The organism is Pigmentiphaga litoralis, assembly GCF_013408655.1.
In the GTDB taxonomy this organism is placed as follows: domain Bacteria; phylum Pseudomonadota; class Gammaproteobacteria; order Burkholderiales; family Burkholderiaceae_B; genus Pigmentiphaga; species Pigmentiphaga litoralis_A.
The window spans coordinates 1,460,753-1,478,593 of record NZ_JACCBP010000001.1 but is presented as its reverse complement, the minus strand read 5'-3'; the positions used below and the strand labels follow the sequence as shown (position 1 = coordinate 1,478,593).

Here is a 17,841-nt window from a genome sequence, read left to right as displayed (position 1 = left end):
CGCCTTGGCCTGCGTGCGCGCTTCATGGCATTGGAACCCCTTGTTCGGGAATGAAGAATGGTCAGCCGTACGGGCGCGCGGCCACACTGCATCCCAACGTAAGCCACACAGAACGATAAGCGACACACAACGCTACACGACACAAGGAGACAGCATGGCGCCCCCTTTGCCTGACGAGTCCGGCACGCCGTCCGCCGACGCGGTCGGTGCGGACCTGCACTATCGCCGTGCGCTGGACCAGGGACAGTTCCTGATCCAGCGCTGCGGCGCCTGCGACCGATCGGTGTTCTACCCGCGCATGGTCTGCCCGCATTGCGGCAGCGACCGGCTGGACTGGTTTGCGCCGTCAGGGGCGGCCACGGTCTATTCCACGACAGTGGTGCGCGGCCGCCCGCAAGACGGCGGCGACCGCAACGTGGCCTTGCTGGACCTGGCCGAAGGCGTGCGCATGATGTCGCGGGTCGATGGCATCGCGCCAGCCGACGTCAAGATAGGCATGGCGGTGCAGGCCAGGGTGCTGATGGCGGAAGACGGCGGTAAGGTGGTATTCGTGCCGGCGGACGTGGCGCAGGCCATCCCGTCCGGCGATGGGGTGGCGGCATGACGACGCAGGGAACGACGATGAGCCTGGAGGCCTTGCGCGGCGCGGTGGCGGTAGTGGGCGTGGGCCACGCCGGCCTGGGCCAGGCCACCGGCTTTACCGAAATGGAAATCCTGATGCAGGCGGCGCACCGCGCGGTCAGCGATGCAGGGCTGACGCTGCAGGACATCGACGGTATCTGCACCGCGAGCGTGACCGCGCCGATGTGGGTCATGCCGGTGATCGAACACCTGGGCATCCGGCCCACGTTCATCGACAGCACCATGCTGGGCGGGTCGAGCTTCGTCGCCCATCTGCTGCCGGCCATGCATGCCTTGGCCACGGGCCAGTGCAATGCGGTGCTGGTGTGCTATGGCAGCACGCAGCGCACGTCCAGCCTCAACCGCGCCGAGATCGCGCGGGTGCGCAAGTCCTTCGATCCGCAGCCCTACGAGGCGCCGTACGAGCCGCTCAATCCGCTCAGTTCCTACGCCCTGGCGGCCGCGCGGCACATGCATCAGTACGGCACCCGGCGCGAGGACCTGGCCGAGGTGGCCCTGGCCGCCAATAAGTGGGCGCAGCTCAACCCCGAAGCGCAGCAACGCACGCCGACCACGCTGGACGAGATCCTGTCGGCGCGCATGATTTCCGATCCGCTTAGCGTGCGCGATTGCTGCCTGGTGACCGATGGCGCGGGCGCGTTTGTTCTGACGCGCGCCGACCGCGCAAGGGATCTGGCCCGACCGCCGGTCTATGTGCTTGGCAACGCCACGGCCGTGTGGAACCGCCAGATCTCGTCCATGGAAGACCTGACGGTGACGGCCGCCACGCAGTCCGGCGCCGCGGCATTCCGGATGGCGGGCATGTCCGCCGCCGATGTGGACGTGGCCGAAATGTACGACGCCTTCACGATCAACACGCTGCTGTTCCTGGAAGACCTGGGATTCTGCAAGAAGGGCGAGGCCGGCGAGTTCGTTCGCGGCGGCGCCATCGGGCCGGGCGGACGCCTGCCCGTCAACACCAACGGCGGGGGCCTGTGCTGCATCCACCCGGGCATGTATGGCGTCTTCATCATGATCGAGGCGGTGCGCCAGCTGCGCGGCGAGTGCGGTGCGCGGCAGGTCGACGGCGCCGAGGTGGCGCTGGTGCACGGCAACGGCGGAACGCTGTCCAGCCAGTCCACCGCGATTCTTGGGACAGCGGCCGCGCTGTAGCAGCTGGCAGCCAGCCTCGTGACGGCGTGTCGCGATGCATGCGCTGCGCTCCCCTTGCTCATTTTTGACGACGCTCGATTTTGAACGACGCGCACGTCTCATCTTTTTTTTCGGTTGTCTGCCCATGTCTTCTGCGTTGACCTTTCACTGCATTCACGACGTGCTGTCGCACCAGGCCCATGAACGCCCCGAGGCGATCGCGCTATATGAGGAGGGGGGCGGTGCACTGACCTATGGCGGGCTGTGGCAGCGCGCGCAGGCAGCGGCGACGTGGCTGCAAGCGCAGGGTGTCGGCGCGGGCGATCGCGTCATGGTGGTGGGTGAAAACTGCAGCGACATGGTGGTCGCGTTGTTTGCGTGCAGTGTCATCCATGCCTGGCCCGTCAGTGTGAATGCACGACTGAGCCCGCGCGAACTGGGCGCGATACGTGAGCACGCCAGTCCGGTGCTGGTGCTGTACACCACGCAGGTGTCCGCAGCGGCGGCGGGGCACGCGGATGCGGACGAGGCAAGGGCGGCGGATCCGGCGGTGTGGTCCGCGGGATGCCGCGTCGGTGTGACCGGCGCAGAAGCGGCGGCGCACGGGCAGGCGGTTGCGGCTCCCCCCGCTGGCACGAGCCAGGCAGGCGGCGACATTCCCGCCGACCGTGTCGCCTGCATCATCTACACGTCCGGCACCACCGGCGCGCCCAAGGGCGTGATGGTGCCGCATGAAGGGCTGATCCACTTCGGCCGCATCTCCAGTGCGTCGCGCCGGCTGACGCCCGACGACATCGGTTACGCGGCGCTGCCGTTCTCGCACATCTTCGGCATCGCCACCGTGTTGATGGCGTCGGTCTATGCCGGCGCGAGCCTGGTCGTGCGCAGCCGCTTCGACGCGGCGGACGTCTTTGCGGCATTGGTCCACCCTGGCATCTCCATCTTGCAGGGCGTGCCCACGATGTTCTCGCGCCTGATGGCCGTGGCGCCGCCGGGCAAGATCGAAGCGCCCAAGCTGCGCTACCTGTACACGGGCGGCGCCGCACTGGACCCGACCCTGAAGGTCAGGGTGCAGGACGCCTTTGGCCTGCCCATGCATCACGGCTATGGCATCACCGAATACGCCGGGTCGATGTGCATCACCGATATCGACGCACCGCGCGATGACGCGTCAGCCGGCCACCCGGTCGAAGGCGTGACCGTGCACATCGGCCCGCTGGACGAGCCGTCGCGCAAGGGTGGCGTGACCGGCGACATCTTCATCCACGGGCCCGGCGTCATGCTGGGCTACTACCGCAATCCCGGACTGACCGCGGCCACCTTGCACCCGGGCGGCTGGCTCGACACCGGCGACGTCGGCTACATCGACGACAGTGGCGCGCTGTTCATCGCAGGCCGGACCAAGGACCTGATCATCCGGTCGGGCTTCAATGTCTATCCGCTGGAAGTGGAAAGCGTCATCAACGCCTTTCCGGGCGTGCGGGCGTCGGCCGTGATCGGCGTCGAAGAGGCTGACCGCAACGAAGAAGTGGTGGCCTTTATCGAAGCCTTGCCAGGTGCGGAGGTCGACCTGCCCAGCCTGCGCGACTTCTTGCGCGACCGGCTGGCGCCCTACAAACGGCCCGCGCGCCTGATCGCCATCGACACACTGCCCACCACGGTCAGCGGCAAGATCCTGAAGCAGCCGCTGCGCGAACGTGTTCCGGCGCGAACGCCGGCGTGACCTGCCTGACTGCTTCAGTTGTCGCTTCTCTTGTCCGCTTCTGTTTTCCGCATTGATTTCCCGCGCGACCACAACGTCATCACGACGACCATAACAACGACGGAGACTCCCTAATGACCCCACTTTTCCGGACCCGGTTCGGCCTGGCCGCAGCCGTGCTGCTGGCGACCGTACCTGCCGCGCATGCCAACACCTACCCCGATCGCCCGATCCGTCTGCTGGTGGGCTACGCCCCGGGCGGCCCCGTGGATACGACCGCGCGCGTGTTCGCCAAGTACCTGGGCGACCGGCTGGGCCAGACGGTGGTGGTGGAAAACCGCGCGGGCGCCAGCGGCATGATCGCGTCCGACGCCACGGCCAAGACCGCCCCCGATGGCTATGTGCTGGGCTTTGCCGCCAGCCCGACGCTGACGATCTCGCCTCAGGTCCAGCGCAGCAAGCTGTTCGATCCCCGCACCGATTTTTCCTTGATCGGACTGGTGGTCGATTACACCAACGTGTTGATGGTGGGGCCGGATGTGCCGGTCAAAAGCGTGCAGGAACTGGTCGCCTATTCCAAGCAGTACCCCGACAAGGTTTCCTTCGGGTCGGCGGGGGTGGGCGCGTCCAATCACCTGTCGGCGGAACTGCTGAAGAAAGAAACGCGCGCGCCGATGCTGCACGTCCCGTATCGCGGCAATGCCCCGGCCATGCTGGACATGGTGGGCGGCAAGATCACCTTCATGTTCGACATCACCAGCACCGCCATTCCGTACATTCAGAGCGGCAAGGCGCGGCCCCTGGCGGTCACGTCACGCACTCGAAACGCGGGCATGCCGGACATGCCCACCATGATCGAAGCGGGCGTGCCCGACTACGAGGTGACAGGCTGGTACGCACTGGTCGGCCCCACGAAGTTGCCGGCCGCGGTGGAAGACCGGCTCAAGACGGCGCTGAAGGAAGTCGGCCAGGACCCGGCGTTTCGCAAGTCGATGATCGACGGCGGGTACACCTTGAACGTCGGGGATTCGGCGGAGCTCAAACGCCGCATCGATCGCGAATACGCCTTGTGGGGTGACGTGATCAAGGCGGCAAACATTCAGGCGGAATGACGATGACGGCATCCACGTTTGGCACGGGGGCGTCGTCCCCCTTCCCGGGCATCCTGCGGCTGCCGGTGATCGCTGCGCCCATGTTCCTCGTATCGGGACCCGACCTGGTCATTGCTCAGTGCACTGCGGGTATCGTCGGGACCTTCCCGTCATTGAACGCCCGCCCGCAGCCCGTGCTGGAAGACTGGCTGACCCGGATCGAAGCGGGCCTGGCCGCGTATCGCGACGCGCATCCCGGGGCGGTGGTCGCGCCCTATGGCGTGAACCTGATCGTGCATCCATCCAATCCGCGATGGGAAGGTGACCTGGAGATCCTGGCGCGCCGCCAGGTGCCGCTGGTGATCACGTCCCTGCATGCCCCCGATGCCGTGGTCAGGGCGGTGCATGCCTACGGCGGCAAGGTCTTTCACGACGTCACGCAGGTGCGCCATGCGCGCCGCGCGCTGGCGGCCGGGGCCGATGGATTGATCCTGGTGGCGGCCGGCGCGGGCGGCCATGCGGGGCGGCTGAATCCGGTTGCGTTCGTCAACGAAGTGCGGGCCTTCCATGACGGGCCGATCGCGTTGTCGGGGTGCTTGAGCCACGGCAAGGACGTGCTGGCCGCGCAGGTGCTGGGCTGCGACTATGCCTATGTCGGCACACCCTTCATCGCGACGAATGAGTCGCTGGCGTCCGATGCGTATCGCGACATGGTGCTGGGCGCGCAGGCGGCCGACGTGGTCAATACCGCCTACTTTTCGGGTGTGCCGGCCAACTACCTGCTGCCCAGCATCGTCGCGGCGGGCATCGACCCGGCGGCGCTGGAAGCCGGTGCCGCCGCGCCCGTCAATCTCGACAAGGACGCCCGGCCCAAGGCCTGGCGCGATGTGTGGAGCGCGGGGCAGGGCGTGGGCGCGGCGCAGGAAGTGTTGCCGGTGGAAGCGCTGGTCGCGCAGTGGTGTCGCGAATATGACGAGGCAAGGGCGCGCGTGCGCGACAGGTAGAAGGGGCGGGCACCCGCTCGCGCGCGGTGTGCGCAGCTGCGGGGCCGCCCGCGTTGTCAGTCCAGCGTGATGTTGGCTTCGCGGATCACCTTCTGCCACTTGGTGATCTCGGTCTGAATGAAGGTCCTGAACGCTTCCGGCGATCCGGGCTTGGGTTCCGCGCCCGCCGCCAGCATGGCTTTGGCGGTGGCCGGATCCGTCAGCACACTGACCAGATCGGCGTTGACCCGCGCCACGATCGCGGCCGGCGTGCGCGCGGGCGCGACCAGGCCACTCCAGGAATACGCTTCGTAGCCGGGCAAGCCGGATTCGGCAATGGTCGGCACGTCGGGCGCCAGCGCCGAACGTTCCGGATTGCCCACGCCCAGCGCGCGGATCTTGCCCGCCTTGATGTGCGGCACGGCCGACGGGCCATCGGCAAACATGATCTGCACCTGTCCACCCAGCAAGTCCTGCATGGCCGGCGCACTGCCGCGGTAGGGAATGTGCTGCAGCTTGGCGCCCGTCATGCTGTTGAACAATTCCCCGGCCAGATGCGTGCCGCCGCCATTGCCCGACGACCCATACGACAGCTTGCCGGGATTGGCCTTGGCATAGGCAATCAGTTCGGCCACCGACTTGATTGGCAGTGACGGATGCACGACCAGCACGATGGGGAACACCGCCGCCATGCCGACGGGTACGAAATCCTTGACGTAGTCGTAGCCGGGCGTGTTGGCCGACGTGGGCCGGACGGCATGGTGAATGGACGAAAAGAAGAAGGTGTGACCATCGGGTTCTGCCCGGGCCGCCAATTGCGCGCCAACGATCCCGCCCGCGCCAGCGCGGTTGTCCACGATGGCCGGCACGCCCCATTTGACCCCCAGCGGCTGCGCGGTAAAACGCGCGGTGACGTCGACCGGACCGCCTGGCGGGAAGGGCACGATGAAGGTGACCGGGCGTCCGGGCCAGGCGTCGCTGGCCGCGTGGGCCATGCCTGGCAGCATGCCGCCTCCCATCGCTGCGCCAAGTGTGGCGCCCAAGCCTGCGACGAAACGGCGCCGTTCCCGATGGACCATGTGGTGTCTCCTGATGTCGTTGTTATGGTGGCTGCGGCGCACGATCCCGTGCGTCGGCCTGGGCCATTATTTACGAATCAGGCGCGGGGGGCGGATTCACATCTGCCGAAGCCCCTCGTCGTTTGCGGCCAACCCCGCGTCATCCCGCAGCGGGAAGACCCTAGGTGCACCGAGCGATTTTTCGCGCGGCTGGCGGCTCAGAGTGGCGACGGATCGTCCTGGGTCGCCCGCATGATGTGCTGGATGAAATCTTCGGCAAAGCGGGGCAGGTCGCGGCCGCGCTGGCGGCACAGCAGGCGGTCGCGCAGGGCCCATTCGTCGGCAAGCGGCACCACCTTCAGGGCCTGCGGGCGGCTGTAGCGCGCGGCGCACGCGCGGGGCACGATGGCAATGCCAGCGCCGGCTTCGACCATGCGGCATACGGCTTCGAAGCTGCCCACGTGCACCCGCTGATTCACGCGTTTGCCCAGCCCCGACGCAATGTCTTCCAGGAAGGTCTGGATGGCGCTGTCCGGATGGATGCCGACGAACTGATAGTGATCGAGCAGATCCGCAAACTGCACGCGGGGTTCCGATGCCAAGGGATGCGTGAGTGAGGTCACCACGGCCAGTTCATCGCGGAACAGCGGGTACACATCCAGCCCGTCGCTGCTGATGGTGCCCGACACGATGCCCAGGTCCCCGGCGCCCGCGCGCAATGCCAGCACGATGTCGACCGACGATTTTTCGGTCAGCTCGATATCGACATCCGGGTGTTCCGGCAGGAAGGTGGACAGCGCGTCGGCCAGGAAGGAATTGGTCGCGGTGGTGTTGGCCAGCAGGCGCAGCCGGCCCTTCACGCCCCGCGTGTAGGGCTGCAGGTCGGCGTTCAGGCATTCCAGCTGGCTGAAAATGGCGCGGGCGTGGTGCAGCAGCACTTCGCCGGCGGGCGTCAGCGACACCCCCGTGGCAAGCCGCACCAGCAAGCGCGCCTTGAAGCCTTCTTCCATGTTCTTGATCCGGGCGCTGGCGGCGGGCAGCGACAGGAAGGTGCGCTCGGCGGCGCGCGTCAGATTCCGGGTTTCGCCGACGTTCACAAACAGCCGCAGGTCGGTCAGGTCATGTCTCATGTTCCACCACGCAAAAGGGGGGCATTCTTATTCTTGAATGCTTGAATGTCTGCCGTTGAATCTACCATGCGTCAAAACGTGGTCAGACAGGAGACGCAGTCCATGAGCGATATCGTTGCAGGAAAAGTGGTGGTGGTGACGGGGGCGGGCGGTGGCATCGGCCGCAGTGTGGCGCTGGCGATGGCGGCATCGGGTGCGCGGGTCATCGTCAACGACATCGGCGTATCGCTGGCAGGAGAAGGCGGCGGTGACGGCCCCGCGCAACAGGTGGTGGCCGAGATCCGCGCGTCCGGCGGCGAGGCGGTCGCCAACACCGACAGCGTGGCCTCGTCGCAAGGCGCCAACCAGATCGTGCAGACCGCCATCGACCACTTCGGGCGGATCGATGCGATCGTCAACAATGCGGGCAACCTGCGGGACCGCGTCTTCCACAAGATGAATGAAGAAGAATGGCGTCAGGTGATCGACGTGCACCTGCATGGCGCCTTCTTTGTCAGCCGGGCCGCCGCACCGTTCTTTCGCGAGCAGGAGTCGGGCGCCTTCGTGCACATGACGTCCACGTCGGGGCTGATCGGCAACCTTGGCCAGGCCAATTACGCGGCCGCCAAGCTGGGCGTGGTCGCGCTGTCCAAATCGATCGCGCTGGACATGTCCCGCTACAACGTGCGGTCCAACTGCATTGCGCCGTTTGCGTGGAGCCGCATGACCAGCTCGATCCCGTCGGATACGCCCGAAGCCCAGGCGCGGGTGGAAAAGCTCAAGAAGATGGAGCCGGGCAAGGTCGCACCGCTGGCCGTGTACCTGGCCAGTGATGCCGCGAAAGACGTGACCGCGCAGCTGTTCGCGGTGCGCGCCAACGAGATCATGCTGTTCAGCCAGCCGCGCCCGATCCGGTCGGTGCACCTGAGCGAAGGCTGGACGCCCGAATCGATCGCCGATGTCGCGATCCCGTCCATGCGCAAACAGTTTTATGCCCTTGAACGATCGCCCGACGTCATCGACTGGGACCCCATCTGAGCCCATCATGCCCCTGGATTACGCGACCCTGAAACACTGGGAATTTCCCGACGTGCCGCAGCGGTATGCGGCAAAAGACACGATGTTGTATGCCCTGGGCATCGGCCTGGGCGAAGATCCGTCCGACACCCGCCAACTGCACTATGTGTACGAAGACGGCCTGGCCGCATTCCCGACCATGAGCGTGGTGCTGGGCTATCCTGGCTTCTGGATGCGTGATCCGCGTGCCGGTATCGACTGGGTGCGGCTGGTACATGGCGAACAGCGCCTGCGCATCCATGCGCCCCTTCCACCCGAAGGCGAGGTGGTGGGCCGAAGCCGCATCACCCATGTCATCGACAAGGGTGCCGACAAGGGAGCCATTGTGGTTGTCGAACGCAACGTGTTGAACACCGACGGCGTCTGCCTGGCGACGCTGACGCAATCCACCTTCTGCCGCGGGGACGGCGGCTTTGGCGAGGGCGATGCCCCGCCGCCGCCGCTTGCCGCCACGCCGGACCGCCCGGCCGATGCATCGGCCAGCCTGCCGGTATCGCCGCGCGCCGCGCTGATCTACCGCCTGAGCGCCGACCCCAATCCCTTGCACGTGGACCCGGCGGTTGCGCAGGCCGCGGGCTATCCGCGTCCCATCCTGCATGGCCTGGCGTCGTTCGGCATGGCCGCGCACGCCGTTGTGCGGGAACGCTGCGATTACGACGCCAGCCGGCTGCGCCAGCTGGACGCCCGCTTTTCGTCGCCGGTCTATCCCGGCGAAACGCTGGTGTTCGACCTGTGGGACGACGGGCCGGGCGTGGTGCGCTTCCGGGCGCGCGTGGCCGAACGCGACGTGGTCGCGCTCAGTCATGGGACGGCGGCGTTCGACCTGACCGCCACCGGATCCGCCGCGCAGGAGGCCGCATGACCGCCCGCCGCGCGCCGCTCGATGGCATTCGTGTCCTGGACCTGAGCCGCATCCTGGCCGGCCCCTGGTGCACGCAGAACCTGGCTGACCTGGGCGCCGACGTGATCAAGGTGGAACGGCCTGGCGCGGGGGACGACACCCGCGGCTGGGGCCCGCCGTACATGAAGGATGCCGACGGGGAAGACACCACCGAGGCCGCCTACTACCTGAGCACCAACCGCAACAAACGGTCGATCGAGATCGACATGGCCACGCCAGAAGGCGCGCAGGTGCTGCGCGAACTGGCCTGCCATTGCGATGTGGTGGTCGAAAACTTCAAGGTGGGCGGACTGGCCCGCTATGGCCTCGACTATGCAAGTTTGAACGCGCTCAATCCTGCACTGGTGTATTGCTCCATCACCGGCTTCGGGCAGGACGGCCCCTACGCCACGCGCCCCGGATACGACTTCATGATCCAGGGCATGGGCGGCCTCATGAGCATCACTGGCGAGCGCGATGGCCTGCCGGGCGCCGGCCCGCAAAAGGCCGGCGTGGCCGTAACCGACATCGTCACCGGCATGTATGCCAGCGTGGCGATCCTGGCGGCCCTGACCGAACGCGGCCGCAGCGGCTTGGGCCAGCACCTGGACATCTCGCTGCTCGATTGCCATGTGGCTTTGCTGGCCAATCAGAACTCGAACTTCTTTACCAGCGGCGTGGCGCCGCAGCGGGCAGGCAATGCGCACCAGAACGTGGTGCCGTACCAGGTCTTTGCCGCGTCCGACGGGCACCTGATCGTTGCGACTGGCAACGATAGTCAGTACCGCGCCTATTGCCGCGCGATCGGTGCGCCGGAGCTGGCGGAAGACGAACGTTTCATCGACAACCGGCGGCGCGTGATCAATCGCGATGTGCTGGTCGGGCTGCTGACCGACATCATGAAGCAGGGCAGGCGGGACGATTGGCTGGCCCGGCTCGAAGCGGTGGGCGTGCCATGCGGACCGATCAACGACATCAGCCAGGTGTTCGACGATCCGCAGGTCAAGGCGCGGGGGCTGCGTGTGGACATGCCGCACCCGGCGGGCACCACCGCACCGGTCACAGCGAGCCCGTTGCGCTTTTCAGAGACGCCAGTGGAATACCGCCATGCACCGCCCCGGCTGGGCGAGCACACGGCGCAGGTGCTGGCAGAAGTGCTGGGCATGGATGATGCGGAGCGGCGCCGAAGGTTAGGCAGCTGATCTCGTCGGCAGCAGGCCCATCCGGCGGCCGGCCCGGTGTCGAGGGCGCACCCTCTGCGCGGCCGCCATCACCCCTGCCGGAACGGCTTGCCGATCGCCGCGGGCAGCCGGGCCGACCGCCCCAGGCCGGCCAGCACGGCCAGGGCCGCCAGGTAAGGCAGCATCTGGATCACATACGACGACACCGGCAGACTGAACGCCTGCACACGCAGCGACAGCGCCTCGGCCGCGCCGAACACCAGGCAGGCGGCCAGGGTGCCCAGCGGCATCCACCGGCCGACGATGATCGCGGCCAGCACCAGGTACCCGCGGCCACTGGTCATGCCGTCGGTAAAGGTGCCCACCTGCTGCAAGGACAGGACGGCGCCCGCCAGTCCGGCAAAGGCGCCGCCCGCCACAATGGCCGCCATCCTCACCCGGTCGGGCCGCGCGCCCGCTGCAAACGCGGCTTGCGGGTTTTCGCCCACCGCGCGCAGGGTCAGACCGGCACGCGTGCGGAACAGGAACAGCGACACCGGCACGATGGCCAGCACCGTGAAGTAGGTCAGCGGCGGCTGCGTGAACAGCAAGGGGCCAACCACCGGCAGGTCCGACAGATAGGGCACGGACCACGCTTCCAGCGTCGGGATGCGGATCACCGGCGCCTGTCCCTGGCCGACCAGGGCGCGCAGCATGAAGCTGGTCAGCCCCAGCGCCAGGATGTTCGACGCAATGCCGGTCACCATGTGTTCGGTATGAAAGCGCACGGTCGCGGTGGCCACCAGCAGGGCCAGGCCCATGCCGCCCAGCGCCGCGGCCACCAGGCCCCAGCCAATATGCCCGAGCAGGAAGGTGCCGATCACACCAAAAAAGGCGCCGGTCAGCATCTGGCCTTCCAGCCCCACGGCAAACGTGCCGCTGCGTTCCGACAGGATGCCGCCCAGGGCAGCCAACGCAAGCGGCGTGGCGATGCGGATGCTGGCCGCCAGAAAGTCGGTCATGAACAGCGCGTCCATCAGATCTTCTCCGCGTCGGACCGGCCAATGGCGCACAGCACGAACACCATGGTCAGGCCCTGGATCACCAGCACCAGGGACGATGGCACGCCGATCTGGCGTTGCATGGCCAAGGCCCCCGTTTCAAGAAAGCCGAAGAACAGCGCGGCCGGCAGCACGTACAAGGGATTGAGCGCCCCCATCAAGGCGATGGCCACGGCGTTGAACCCGAAGCCCGCCGAAAACCCTTCGATCAGGCGGTAGTGCACCCCCAGGCATTCGATCGCGCCTGCAAGTCCGGCGAGGGCACCAGCCGAGGCCATGAGTCCGAACACCGCGCGGCCGGCCGACACGCCGGCGTACCGCGCCGCCGACGGACTGGCGCCCACCAGCCGCCAGCGAAAACCGAGCGTGGTTCGCCAAAGCAGGAAGCTGGCCGCCAGTGCCGCCAGCACCGCCAGCAAAATGCCGATGTGCAGGTCGGTGCCGGATATCAGCTTGGGCAGCCATGCCGCGCTTTCGAACAGCGGCGTCTGGGGAAAGCCCGCGCCGACTTCGCCCATTTCGCCATGCAGCACTTCGGCCACGATCAGCAAGGCAACAAAATTCATCAGCAGCGTGACCAGCACTTCATGCACACCACGTGAAATGCGGATGGTGGCCGCGATGCCTGCCCAGCCCGCGCCGCCCAGCGCGCCCGCCGCCAGGCACAGGGGAATCAAGGCCCAGGCCGGGAGCGTGCCCCAGGTCAGCGCCACTACGGCGGCGCCAATGCCGCCGATCGCCAGTTGCCCTTCGGCGCCAATGTTGATGACCTGTCCGCGAAAGCACAGGGCGATGCCCACGGCGCACAACAGATAGGGCGTGGTCTTGTTGAGACCGACAATGATCCGGTCCCACGATCCGAAGGCGCCCATGACCATATGGCCATAGGCTTCGATCGGATTCTTGCCGGCCATCAGGATCAGCATGGACGTGATGACGAGCGCCAGCACGATGGACGCTACCGCGCGCAGCAGGGGCTGGGCGCGGCGCGCGGCGCCCAGGAAACGGGCCGCGCCCAATGGGCGGGGCGAGGGAGAAACGAGTGTGCTCATGCCACCTTCTTGCTGGCGCTGCCGGCAAGCGCCAGGCCAAGTCGTTCGATATCCGCGTCCTTGCGGTCCAGCATGTCCACCAGGCTGCCTTCGGACAGCACCGCAATGCGGTCGCCCACGGCCAGCACTTCTTCAAGCTCGGACGAAATGTAGATGACGGCCCCGCCGGCATCGCGCAGCGCCAGCACGCGCTGGATCACGAAGCGCGTCGAATCCGGGTCCAGTCCCCAGGTGGGCTGGAACGCGATCAGGATGTCCGGGGCGCGGCCGATTTCGCGGGCCAGTGCGACCTTCTGCTGATTGCCGCCCGACAACGTGCGGGCCGCCACGATCGACGACGCCGCGCGCACATTGAATTGCGCAAGCCGTTCCTTGGCGATGCGCCGCGCCGTGCGTCGATCGATCACGCCGGCGCGCGAGTAGGGCGCCTGGTCGGCATCACGCAGCATCAGGTTGTCTTCCAGGCTCATGGCCTGGACCAGGCTGGTGCCCGACCGGTCGGCCGGCAGATAGGCAATGCCGGCGGCCAGCCGCGAACGCGCGTTTCCACGCGTAATGTCCACGCCGTCCAGGAACACGGCGCCGCCGCTGGCGCGGGTGATGCCGGCCAGCGTGTCGGCCAGTTCGCCCTGGCCGTTGCCGTCGATGCCTGCAATGGCCAGCACTTCGCCCGCCCGCAGCGTGAAGCTCACGTCCTTGAGCCGTTGCACGCCACTGGCGTCGCGCGCGCCCAAGCCTTCCACCCGCAGGCGTTCGCGCCCCGGTGGCGTATCGACCCGCGCCGCAGCCGGCGCAGGGTCGCGGCCCACCATCAGGCGCGCCAGGGATTGCCGTGTCGCGCCTTGTGTGGACTGCGCGCCGACCACCTGGCCGTCCCGCAGCACCACCACCTGATCGGCCACTTCCAGCACCTCGCCCAGCTTGTGGGTAATGAAAATGACGGCTCGCCCTTCGGCGCGAAACCGCTTGAGAAAGTCCAGCAGTTGCGCGATTTCGGGCGGCGACAGGATGGACGTCGGCTCGTCCAGAATGAGCAGATCCGCGCCGCGCAAGATCGCCTTCAGGATCTCGACGCGCTGCTTTTCGCCCAGGGCCAGTGATTCGACCCGTGCGTCGGGATCGATGGCCAGGCCGTAGCGCTGGCCGGCTTCACGGATGCGTTGCGCCATGGCGGCCGGGGCCAGCCACGCACCCCCGCCTTGCATGCCGAGCATCAGGTTGTCGGTCACCGTCATGGCTTCCACCAGTGTGAAATGCTGGTGGATCATGGCGATGCCCGCTTCGAGCGCGCCCTTGGGCGAGCCCACGGCCAGTTCGCGACCCTGGTACACGATGCCGCCCGCATCGGGCCGCACCATGCCGAACAGGATCTTCATCAGCGTGCTTTTGCCCGATCCGTTCTCGCCCAGCAGCCCGACGATCTCGCCCCGCTGGACGGTCAGGTCGATGTCGCGATTGGCGCGCACCGCGCCGTAGGTCTTGGAGATGCCGCGCATCTCCAGCATGGTCGACATGGTTTGCGTGCTCGCGAAATGAAAAAAATGAGAGGACCGGGCCGGCGGATCAGACGCCGCCGCGCGCGTCTTCCTTCTTCACGTCGAGCTTGAGCGCGCCCGATGCGAACTTCTTCTTGATGGCTTCCAGTTCGGCCACGACGTCCTTGGGCACGCCCTTGCCGTATGGGGTGTCCTTGGCAAACATCAGCTCGGCGCCCGGGCCGCCCGCGGCTTCATAGCCGTACATGGTCAGGCCGGGCTTGAGCTTGCCAGCGGATGCGTCGCGCGTGGCGGCCAGGTACATGTCGGGCCACTTTTCGACGATGGTGGTGACGACCTGGTCGGGCGCCATTTCCGCATGCGCGAACGAGCGGCCGCTGGTGTAGACCTTCTTTTCCTTGGCGGCCTGCACGATGCCGTTCTGGCCCGCATTCAATTTGCCAAACACGAAGTCGGCGCCGCCCGAAATCAGGGCCAGCGCGGCTTCTTTCGCCATCGCGGCGTCTTCCATGTCCTTGATGTAGATGACCTTGACTTCGGCCGTGGGCTTGACGCTTTTGACGCCCTGGCGGAAGCCGCCCACCTGCTGGACCACGTTGGGCAGACCTTCCAGCCCGTTGACCGAGCCCACCTTGTTGCTCTTGGACAGACGCGCCGCCAGCACGCCCATCATGTAGCCCATCTGCGCGTTGTCGTAGTCGACCGAGACCACGTTCTTGCCCGCGCCCGCACCGCCCGACCCGATGATGAACGTGACCTTTTCAAATTCCGGACCGACGCGTTGCGCGGCCGACAGGAAGCTGCCCGAGTGTCCGATGATGGACGTGTACCCCCGGCGCGCGTAGTCCTTCATGGCTTCGATACGGTCGGCGGGCGCCACGTTTTCCGAAAACGCCACATCGTCGCCCGCCGCCTTGAGCTTGCCCACCGCACCGAATCCGGCGGCGTTCCAGCTCTGATCATTGATCGATCCGGGCAACAGCATGGCGACCTTGTCGGCGGCGCGCGCTTGCGGCGCGAAGGCGGTGGCCGCGGCGGCTGCAACGATCACGGCGGCGAACAGGCGCTGCGCGGTGAAGACGGAAGGAAGGGTCTGGGCAACAGGGCGGGCCACGGGACGGGAAGCAGGCGAACGGGACATGGTGGTTCCTTGAAGGGACAGAGGGAGTGCCTGGAGTCGATGCGGTCAGTGTCGCTGGTGGTTGACGTTGTCAACGATCGGCGACCTAATTCGCGTGAATTAGCCAAAGCAGATTCCATGCCACTCGCGCCGCCAGTACGCGCTTTGGCGGCGTGCCTGAAAACGGGCGCTCGTGGCGCACCGCCATGGCGCAGCCGGACGGGCTCATGCACCACGAACGCCCGGTTTTCCTGGGTTGGCGGGCCGATGTGAGCGCTGCAAGGCGGGTGGCTGCTGGCCCTGTTTTTGCTCCACGAACGTGTCGCGGATCGTGTGCCCGCGATGCCGTCACGTTAAGACGCGTGAATTAGGAAGGCCGCGTGCGTGGCCTGCATGCCGTCCGGCTGGCGGCGCAGTGTCGTGCTGCACGGGTCCTTGATGCGCGTCTTTGATTCCCTCCGTTCTGGAACCCTTTGCTCCTTGATCCCTGATTCCGCTCCGGATACCCCCACCTTGCTGATGGACGCGGCCGAAGCCCTGTTCGCCGAGCGCGGTATCGATCATGTGTCGATGCGGGAGATCGTGCGGGCCAGCGGCCAGAAGAACCTGTCGGCGGCGCATTACCACTTCGGGTCGCGGGAAAGCCTGGTGGTGGCGGTGCTGGAACGGCGTCTGCGTGACATCGACCGCGGCCGGCATGCCCGGCTGGACCGACTGGAAGCGTCGGGGCTGGCGCATGACCTGCACGAATTGACGCACGCCTGCATCGCCGAGTTATGCGACACGGTGGCCGATGCCCCGTGGGGCGCGCAGCATGTGCTGGTGGCCAGCCAGGCGATGCTCAATCCCAAATGGACATATGAGGCGGTGGTGGACCCGGCCTGCTTTTCGGCCATGATCCGCCTGGAGCAGATGGCGCGATCGCTTGCGCCCAACATGCCTGACAGTTGCTACCTGCTGCGGATGCGCATGTTGCAGGACCAGATCCTGCACGTGGTGGCGCGGTGGGTGCATCAGCACGGCGCCGTCACCGACACCAACGCGGTGCAGTACCGGTACATGGTCAAGCACCTGACGGCGTTCGTGACGGCCGGGTTGGGTGCGCAGTTCGGGTAGGGAGGGGACGGGGGGCGGGCGGTGTGCCGATCGCCGCTAGTCCAATACCGGATCGTCCGCCAGCGGCCGCTGCAAGGACCGCTCCGGAATTTCCCACACCACCAGTTTCGGTGGCGTCTGCCTGAAGGCCGGACTGGTGAAGTAGGCCGCCGCCGCACCGGCGAACTCGCCGCCATCCCGCGCGGCGTTGGCCACCCGGGCCTGCAGCCCCATCTGCAGGAAGCCCACGAAATTCGACGTGCGCGAGAACGACGTGCCGATCAGCGCCACGGATGGCAGCGCGTCATCGCCGAACAGGGCGGCTTCGTCGGTCGTGGCCGTATCGGCTGCCACCACAAACGTGGATTGCGCCACGGTGTCCTGCGGGGGCTGCCAGGCCAACGGCAGGCCGTCGATGCCGGCCAGGCGCACCAGGTCGCCCGGGCGCGGCTCGGGGCTGGACACGGTGCGCGTGACCTGCACACGCGGTCCCAGCCGGGCCGGCGCGTCGTGCCAGGCCAGCAGGCGCGCCGTCAGTGCGGCGGCTGCGGCATGGGCGCCGGTTTCGTTCCAATGCGTGTCGGTGCGCAGAAAAGTGTCGGTATGCGGCAGGTCCATCGCGTCGGTCAGATCCATGGCGGGCACCCCGGCCGCGTTGAGCCGGTCGACCCACTGGCGGGCGCGCCCTTCGAACTCGGGCGCGCGCGCCTGCCCGCACAGATGGCGTTCGGCGATCCGGCTCTTGTCCGGCACCACCACGACCATCAGGTCGATGCCCTGCGCCCGCAACCGCTGCGCGACCCGGGCGACCGTCTGCAAGCGCGCCGCGGCATGGGCCCCGCCATCCGCATGCACGGCCATTTCATCCGACAGGAACAGCCAGCCCGGGCAGCCCTGGCGCACGCGGGGGCCCAGGTCTCCGATCGCCACCCAGCTGGCCGCGCGCTCGATCCGGGCTGCCATCGACGGCAAGGGCGTCTCGGCCATCTGCCGGGCCATGTCCTGGCTGACGCGGCCGTCCAGCAACGCGGGCAGGGTGATCGGCTGCCGCGTGACCGGCACATCGTTGACGATGACACCGATCGCGTTCGACAAGGCGGCGCCTGCCAGGAACACGACGAAGCCGACGCCGGCCCATGCGGACCCACCACGGCGGGAAGAAGAAGCGCGCATCAACGGAACGA

General features: G+C 67.2%; 16 protein-coding genes. 9 read left to right on the top strand and 7 right to left on the bottom strand.

Translation table 11 applies throughout. The features are described from left to right. The first annotated feature begins 154 nt into the window (after positions 1-154). The 5 genes from HD883_RS06520 to HD883_RS06500 all read left to right on the top strand — a co-directional run bounded on the left by HD883_RS06520 (position 155) and on the right by HD883_RS06500 (position 5,570). A complete protein-coding gene (locus HD883_RS06520) occupies positions 155-604 on the top strand; it encodes a Zn-ribbon domain-containing OB-fold protein (protein WP_179587162.1) in 450 nt (149 codons plus the stop codon). 17 nt (positions 605-621) lie between these two features. After that, positions 622-1,794 carry a thiolase gene (locus HD883_RS06515; RefSeq protein WP_179588701.1) on the top strand — a complete coding sequence of 391 codons (1,173 nt, stop codon included), beginning with the start codon at positions 622-624 and terminating at the stop codon, positions 1,792-1,794. A gap of 124 nt (positions 1,795-1,918) precedes the next feature. Beyond that, positions 1,919-3,496, top strand: coding sequence for a class I adenylate-forming enzyme family protein (locus tag HD883_RS06510; RefSeq protein ID WP_179587164.1), 1,578 nt, complete (start codon positions 1,919-1,921; stop codon positions 3,494-3,496). A 113-nt stretch (positions 3,497-3,609) separates the two neighbouring features. Further along, entirely contained in the window at positions 3,610-4,587 is a 978-nt protein-coding gene (locus HD883_RS06505; RefSeq protein WP_179587166.1) for a Bug family tripartite tricarboxylate transporter substrate binding protein, read from the top strand. A gap of 2 nt (positions 4,588-4,589) precedes the next feature. Beyond that, on the top strand, positions 4,590-5,570 hold the full coding sequence (locus HD883_RS06500; protein WP_179587168.1) for an NAD(P)H-dependent flavin oxidoreductase: 981 nt from the start codon (positions 4,590-4,592) through the stop codon (positions 5,568-5,570). Between the two features lie 56 nt (positions 5,571-5,626). On the opposite strand, the gene HD883_RS06495 is transcribed toward HD883_RS06500, so the two are convergent. Both HD883_RS06495 and HD883_RS06490 read right to left on the bottom strand, forming a co-directional pair. Next, positions 5,627-6,628 (bottom strand): Bug family tripartite tricarboxylate transporter substrate binding protein, encoded by a 1,002-nt coding sequence (locus HD883_RS06495; protein WP_179587170.1) that lies wholly within the window; start codon positions 6,626-6,628, stop codon positions 5,627-5,629. A gap of 197 nt (positions 6,629-6,825) precedes the next feature. Beyond that, positions 6,826-7,737, bottom strand: coding sequence for a LysR family transcriptional regulator (locus HD883_RS06490; protein WP_179587172.1), 912 nt, complete (start codon positions 7,735-7,737; stop codon positions 6,826-6,828). Between the two features lie 102 nt (positions 7,738-7,839). On the opposite strand from HD883_RS06490, the gene HD883_RS06485 reads away from it, so the two are divergent. Genes HD883_RS06485 through HD883_RS06475 form a run of 3 tightly spaced genes read left to right on the top strand, consistent with a single transcriptional unit; the run spans position 7,840 to position 10,875 of the window. Further along, on the top strand, positions 7,840-8,754 hold the full coding sequence (locus tag HD883_RS06485) for an SDR family NAD(P)-dependent oxidoreductase (protein WP_179587174.1): 915 nt from the start codon (positions 7,840-7,842) through the stop codon (positions 8,752-8,754). Between the two features lie 7 nt (positions 8,755-8,761). Next, positions 8,762-9,655: a MaoC family dehydratase gene (locus HD883_RS06480; RefSeq protein ID WP_179587176.1), complete on the top strand. Its 894-nt coding sequence runs from the start codon at positions 8,762-8,764 to the stop codon at positions 9,653-9,655. Continuing rightward, a complete protein-coding gene (locus HD883_RS06475) occupies positions 9,652-10,875 on the top strand; it encodes a CaiB/BaiF CoA transferase family protein (protein ID WP_179587178.1) in 1,224 nt (407 codons plus the stop codon). Before HD883_RS06480 ends, HD883_RS06475 begins: the two co-directional genes overlap by 4 nt. A gap of 68 nt (positions 10,876-10,943) precedes the next feature. On the opposite strand, the gene HD883_RS06470 is transcribed toward HD883_RS06475, so the two are convergent. From HD883_RS06470 to HD883_RS06455, 4 genes are read right to left on the bottom strand one after another with little or no spacing between them, the layout of a single operon-like run. Beyond that, positions 10,944-11,870 (bottom strand): ABC transporter permease, encoded by a 927-nt coding sequence (locus tag HD883_RS06470; RefSeq protein WP_179587180.1) that lies wholly within the window; start codon positions 11,868-11,870, stop codon positions 10,944-10,946. Then, complete coding sequence (locus HD883_RS06465; RefSeq protein ID WP_179587181.1) at positions 11,870-12,946, bottom strand: ABC transporter permease; 1,077 nt, start codon at positions 12,944-12,946, stop codon at positions 11,870-11,872. The genes HD883_RS06470 and HD883_RS06465 overlap by 1 nt, the downstream gene beginning before the upstream one ends. Further along, entirely contained in the window at positions 12,943-14,460 is a 1,518-nt protein-coding gene (locus HD883_RS06460; RefSeq protein ID WP_179587182.1) for an ABC transporter ATP-binding protein, read from the bottom strand. The genes HD883_RS06465 and HD883_RS06460 overlap by 4 nt, the downstream gene beginning before the upstream one ends. A gap of 49 nt (positions 14,461-14,509) precedes the next feature. Then, positions 14,510-15,583, bottom strand: coding sequence for a BMP family protein (locus HD883_RS06455; RefSeq protein ID WP_179587183.1), 1,074 nt, complete (start codon positions 15,581-15,583; stop codon positions 14,510-14,512). Positions 15,584-16,042: 459 nt separating this feature from the next. Between HD883_RS06455 and HD883_RS06450 the strand changes: the two genes are divergently transcribed. Further along, the gene (locus tag HD883_RS06450; RefSeq protein WP_179587184.1) at positions 16,043-16,678 is read left to right on the top strand and encodes a TetR/AcrR family transcriptional regulator; all 636 of its coding nucleotides are present in this window, start codon (positions 16,043-16,045) and stop codon (positions 16,676-16,678) included. A 36-nt stretch (positions 16,679-16,714) separates the two neighbouring features. Here the strand turns inward: HD883_RS06450 and HD883_RS06445 are convergent, their stop codons facing one another. Further along, on the bottom strand, positions 16,715-17,830 hold the full coding sequence (locus HD883_RS06445) for an alginate O-acetyltransferase AlgX-related protein (RefSeq protein WP_179587186.1): 1,116 nt from the start codon (positions 17,828-17,830) through the stop codon (positions 16,715-16,717). Between the last annotated feature and the right edge of the window lie 11 nt (positions 17,831-17,841).